Origin of the sequence: Synechococcus sp. R8-2 (assembly GCF_047461715.1) — a bacterium.
In the GTDB taxonomy this organism is placed as follows: domain Bacteria; phylum Cyanobacteriota; class Cyanobacteriia; order Thermostichales; family Thermostichaceae; genus Thermostichus.
Map to the genome: position 1 here is coordinate 1 of NZ_JANSHQ010000261.1, position 4,686 is coordinate 4,686.

Consider the following 4,686-nt stretch of genomic DNA (forward strand, 5'->3'; position numbering starts at 1 on the left):
GAGGGGCTGGGGGTGAGGGCCGTCGGCAACCGCTCCAGAACCAGGTGCCCGCGAACAAATAAAGATCCCCTGAATTGACCAGGGGATCCGACAAGACAAGGGCCGCTGGACTTAGTCCCAGGGTTTCCCGCCGGTGAACTTGTAGGTAATCGGCTCCTTGTTTTTGCCGATGTTGCGATCCACTTTGCCGATGGGCTCGCGGCCTTCGTTGACCTTCTCGGGAAAGACGCCGTCTTTGGGATGCACCAACACAGGCTCCCCCCCCGCGGGAATGCGGAAGATCTGGTAGTCGTTGATCTTGTAGTCGGATCTCAACTGGGCACCCAGCGCCAAACACTGCTCTTTGCGGGCAAAGGTGAGAAAGTTTTTGCCTTCCACCATTTCGGCAGCGCCGCCGGTGGGCATTTCAAACACCTGCCCCGGCTTGCCCGTCCAGGTGATGACGTATTTTTCTTCGGTTTCGGCTGCGCTCAACAGCCCCCCGGTGGATCCCCCAAATAGAGGCAGCTTTGCTCCCTGACGAGGATCGCCTTCCATCACAGCCATAGTCTACCTTTCTCAACTCGTTGTGGTTTGCGGTGGTTTGCCTTGTCCAAACCGCGGTTTGCGGCGCGAAGCACTTTGAATCTACCACTGACTCGATTTTTGGCCCCAGTTCCGCCTGGGAACTGTAATCTTTCGTAGCAGACCGGCTTGCTCTCGGACGGATCCCTGGGCGCCCTGTAGGCCACCATAGAACAAGCCGGAGACCCACAGCTTTCTGGAAAAGGAACAGCGCCCATGGCCCAGTGGTCCCTCCATCCCAGCTCGCAATCCAACGCTAGGGTCATTCTCATTCCCACCGCCTTTGGCCACGATACTCAGGCTCCGATGGCCATTCTCAATGCCGGTTCGGAGCTGTGTGCCTTCGAGCCGAGGTTGGGGATCGATGTGGATAAGCTGGCGGTGGCGCAGTTGCCGGGGCTGGTGGATGAGCCTCCCTACGGCATGTGTGAGGCGGCGGTGACTCAAGCTTGGAGACGACAACAATGGCCGGTGCTGTTGCCTTCGGTCTTGGCCGCCAGTTGGGGGGCCATTCGTGCCCTCTGGAAGCACTACCCAACTCTGAGTGTGGTGCATTGCAGCGCTCATGCCAACCTGATGCCGCCCCCAGAGATGACCCAGCCGGATCAAGATACAAGCTATGGCAGTGCTGCCTGGGTGGAGTTGCTCTATCAGCACAAGCTGCCGGTGATCCATGTGGGATTGCGCAGCGGCAGTGCGCGGGCCTACGCATGGCTGAAAGCCCACCACAGCCCAATATTCTGGGCCCAAGATGGCTGGGATCCCCAGCAGGTGGTGGCCTCTTTGCCGGATCAACCGGTGTTTTTGGTGGTGGACTGCAGTGTGCTGGATCCTTCCTTGGCGCCCGCGGTGCATCACCCAGAGCCAGGGGGGGTGAGTTGGCCGCAACTGTTGCAGACCTGTGAGGCCATCTTTGCTGCTCGTCCTGTGGTTGGCCTTTCGCTGGGAGGGGTGGCGGTGGGATCCGCAACACGGCAAACTGCTCGCGTGGTGGCCCGCCTGCTCAATTGGTTGCTGGCCTGCTATGCCCTCCACTCCCTGAAGGTGACCGCTCAACCGCAACCTGTCCAGACTGTTTAAGCTGCTCAGGTCTGAACATTCATTTGGGATGGTCGAATGAACCTCTATCGCCGAATAATCTTCCCGCGGCTGTTGGATTTAGCTCTCTCGGGGGAAGGGATGGAGCGCTATCGGCGGCAGCTTCTGGCTCATGTGCAGGGATCCGTTCTGGAGATTGGTTTTGGCACCGGCCTCAACCTATCCTGCTACCCAGAGCACATTCGAAAGATCACAGGGGTAGATCCCAATCCCGGCATGGGATCCCTGGCTCGTCGGCGCATTGCATCTTCTCCCATCGCCGTTGATTGGCAGGTGGCGGATGCCCAGAAACTGCCTTTTCCAAGCCAGAGTTTTGATAGCGTGGTCAGCACCTGGACATTGTGCAGCATTCCCAATGTGGCCAAGGCTTTAGGGGAAATCCGGCGGGTGTTGCGAGCGGGGGGCAAGCTGTTTTTTCTCGAACACGGCCTCAGTGAGGATCCCCAGGTGCAAAGATGGCAAAATTGTCTTAACCCTATACAAAAGGTAATCGCAGATGGCTGCAACCTAAACCGAGATATGGCTCGGTTGATCCAGGGAGCGGGGTTTCGGTTTGAGCAACTGGAGCGGTTTTATATGCCTGACCAGCCGAGATTCATTGGCTACACCTATCAAGGCATAGCACTCCCTGACCCGGAAGGAAGCTGCGGATCCCAGGGGGCTTGAGCAGCCACCGATTCTTCAATGGCTCTCTACCTGTTCGCCTTTCTAATCACACAGTTGCAGACGGGATTGCGGCTGCCGCATGGCCGGGTCGATCTCGTAGGTCAGCTCAAAGTTGATCACCCGCCAGCGCTGAGGGGATCCACCCCTATCCTCTGGGATTTGGGAGCTGAAGCTGACGGGCAAGCCATAGAGGCGAGGTGGGCCAGGACGACGGTGGGATCCCTGCTCCAGATAAGGGGTGAGCAGCTGGCGGTAGCGCTCGGCCACGATCACCTGAGTGGCTCGCATTCCTTGCATGCGCAGCCGATCCAATTCTTCATGAATCTCAAAACGGATCCCATCGGCGTGGGTGTGCTGACGAAACCAGCGACCTTCCCAAAAGCGCCAGCGCCGTCCGGATTGCAGGTGTACCAGCTCCTCTTGTTCAGCATCCGCCTCAAATGCACCATGGCGAGGGCAGAGGTAGGTATCGGTCAGGGTGAGGGCCGCAATCGTTTGCCGACAGTGGGGGCACTGAATGCTGGGGCCGAAGATCGGGTAGGAAAAGGCAACAGTCATAGGAAACCCCACAAAACGCGGCTGGATATCTGGGCAAATCCGCAGTTGTCCACATTATAGATGTTGGCTTTTGGGGATCCCCATGACAAAACCGGGGGAGATCTTCTAAAGTAGTAACGAGGGGAATGCACCAAGAGTCTGCATCGACTCTGGGCAAGCCCTGAGCGATCTCCACGATGACAACGGGGAGTGGGTGAAGCCCACTTCTTTGCTTTTTGAGGGGGCTTACTGTCCCCTTTGCCGGCTCCGGCTCCAAGGGGTTTGGATCTGGCTGCAGCACCGGGTTGGTGACGAGTAGGTTATGGTTCACCCTCTTATTCCGCAGTTGGAGAGCTTGGCCCGTCCCGTGGCCGCTCAACTGGGATACCAGTTGGTGCAGATGGTTTTCCACACCAACCAGCATCCGCCAGTTCTGCGGGTGGATATTCGTCCACTGGATCCCGACCGAGAAACCAGCCATGCCGATTGCGAAGCCATGAGCCAAGCCTTGGAAGTCGAGCTGGATCGGGTGGATCTGATCCCCGGCCAGTACGTGTTGGAGGTGTCCAGCCCTGGCATTAGCAACCTTCTCACCAGCGATCGCGACTTTGTGGTTTTCAAAGGGTTTGCGGTGGAGGTGACCTTGGATCCACCCTACAAGGGCAAAGCCGTTTGGTCAGGACACCTGCTGGGTCGGGATGAGGAGAGGGTTGCCTTATCCCTCAAGGGGCGGCGAGTTCAGTTGCCCCGCGCTTCGGTGCAGCGGGTTGCCCTCTCATCGGAAACTGACTAGGAGACCGGAGATAGAGAGAGCGTTTGACCGCAGGTGGTGCGGCCCTCCCTTCGCATCAGAGATGCGGGTTCAGTTCCCGCTGTGGAGCAATAGCAACAGCAAGTTTCACGAAGTTTGTGCAGGAGGACAGTGGTTATGGCGATGGTGCCTCTGCCGGGTTTGGCGGAAATGGTGGAGATGATCTCGCGGGAGCGCAACTTGCCCCGCCATGTGGTCACCGATGCCCTGCGAGAGGCGCTGCTCAAGGGCTACGAACGCTACCGCAAAACCATCCAGCGAGATGTGGTCTTTGCAGAAGACCACTTCCGCAATTTCGATGTGGAGTTGGATGTGGAGGCAGGAGGCTTTCGCGTTTTGGCCACCAAAGCCATCGTTGAGCAGGTACAGGATCCGGATCACGAGATCTCTCTGTACGACGTGCAGCAGGATTACCCAGAAGCCGAAGTAGGCTGGGAAGTCACAGATGATGTCACCCCACAACAGGCGGAATTTGGCCGCATGGCGGCCATCCAAACCAAGCAGGTGCTGGCGCAAAAGTTACGGGATCAGCAGCGCCGTCTGATTCAGGAAGAGTTCCGCGATCTGGAAAAAACCGTACTGCAGGCACGGGTGCTGCGCACCGAGCGGCAGACGGTGATCATGTCGGTATCCAGCGGTTTCGGACAACCTGAGGTGGAAGCAGAACTGCCCAAGAAGGAACAGCTGGCCAGCGATCGCTACACTCCCAACGCGGTGATGAAGGTCTATCTCAAGAAAGTCTATGAGGGATCCCGGCGGGGGCCACAGCTTTTGGTTTCCCGGGCCGATGCTGGCTTGGTGGTGAACCTGTTTGCCAACGAGGTGCCAGAAATTGAAGAGGATATCGTGCGGATTGTGGCAGTGGCGCGGGAGGCCAACCCCCCTTCCCGAAATGTGGGGCCACGTACCAAGATTGCGGTCGATACGGTGGAGCGGGACGTGGATCCAGTGGGGGCCTGTATTGGCGCGAGGGGATCCCGGATTCAGGCGGTGGTAGCAGAGCTGCGCAA

The 4,686-nt window shown here is 58.3% G+C and carries 6 protein-coding genes; 4 read left to right on the forward strand and 2 right to left on the reverse strand.

Features of this window, described 5'->3' with window-relative positions:
• Window positions 1-111: 111 nt before the first annotated feature.
• Entirely contained in the window at window positions 112-546 is a 435-nt protein-coding gene (locus NW819_RS06930; protein WP_414342164.1) for a photosystem I reaction center subunit II PsaD, read from the reverse strand.
• Between the two features lie 234 nt (window positions 547-780).
• Between NW819_RS06930 and NW819_RS06935 the strand changes: the two genes are divergently transcribed.
• The gene (locus NW819_RS06935; RefSeq protein WP_414406603.1) at window positions 781-1,644 is read left to right on the forward strand and encodes an arginase family protein; all 864 of its coding nucleotides are present in this window, start codon (window positions 781-783) and stop codon (window positions 1,642-1,644) included.
• A 36-nt stretch (window positions 1,645-1,680) separates the two neighbouring features.
• The gene (locus NW819_RS06940) at window positions 1,681-2,328 is read left to right on the forward strand and encodes a class I SAM-dependent methyltransferase (RefSeq protein WP_414413303.1); all 648 of its coding nucleotides are present in this window, start codon (window positions 1,681-1,683) and stop codon (window positions 2,326-2,328) included.
• 42 nt (window positions 2,329-2,370) lie between these two features.
• Here the strand turns inward: NW819_RS06940 and NW819_RS06945 are convergent, their stop codons facing one another.
• The gene (locus NW819_RS06945) at window positions 2,371-2,886 is read right to left on the reverse strand and encodes a TIGR02652 family protein (protein WP_011433824.1); all 516 of its coding nucleotides are present in this window, start codon (window positions 2,884-2,886) and stop codon (window positions 2,371-2,373) included.
• 301 nt (window positions 2,887-3,187) lie between these two features.
• On the opposite strand from NW819_RS06945, the gene rimP reads away from it, so the two are divergent.
• Together rimP and NW819_RS06955 are read left to right on the forward strand one after the other, a co-directional pair.
• Window positions 3,188-3,658, forward strand: a complete 471-nt coding sequence (gene rimP / locus NW819_RS06950) for a ribosome maturation factor RimP (protein WP_414381586.1) — start codon at window positions 3,188-3,190, stop codon at window positions 3,656-3,658.
• Window positions 3,659-3,793: 135 nt separating this feature from the next.
• Window positions 3,794-4,686: NusA N-terminal domain-containing protein (locus NW819_RS06955; protein ID WP_414413304.1), on the forward strand; the 893-nt coding region annotated here is incomplete at its 3' end.

Bases quoted from the DNA above. Each gene is read 5' to 3' on its own strand.
- NW819_RS06930 (WP_414342164.1), bottom strand. From the start codon at position 546: ATGGCTGTGATGGAAGGCGATCCTCGTCAGGGAGCAAAGCTGCCTCTA.
- NW819_RS06935 (WP_414406603.1), top strand. From the start codon at position 781: ATGGCCCAGTGGTCCCTCCATCCCAGCTCGCAATCCAACGCTAGGGTC.
- NW819_RS06940 (WP_414413303.1), top strand. From the start codon at position 1,681: ATGAACCTCTATCGCCGAATAATCTTCCCGCGGCTGTTGGATTTAGCT.
- NW819_RS06945 (WP_011433824.1), bottom strand. From the start codon at position 2,886: ATGACTGTTGCCTTTTCCTACCCGATCTTCGGCCCCAGCATTCAGTGC.
- rimP (WP_414381586.1), top strand. From the start codon at position 3,188: ATGGTTCACCCTCTTATTCCGCAGTTGGAGAGCTTGGCCCGTCCCGTG.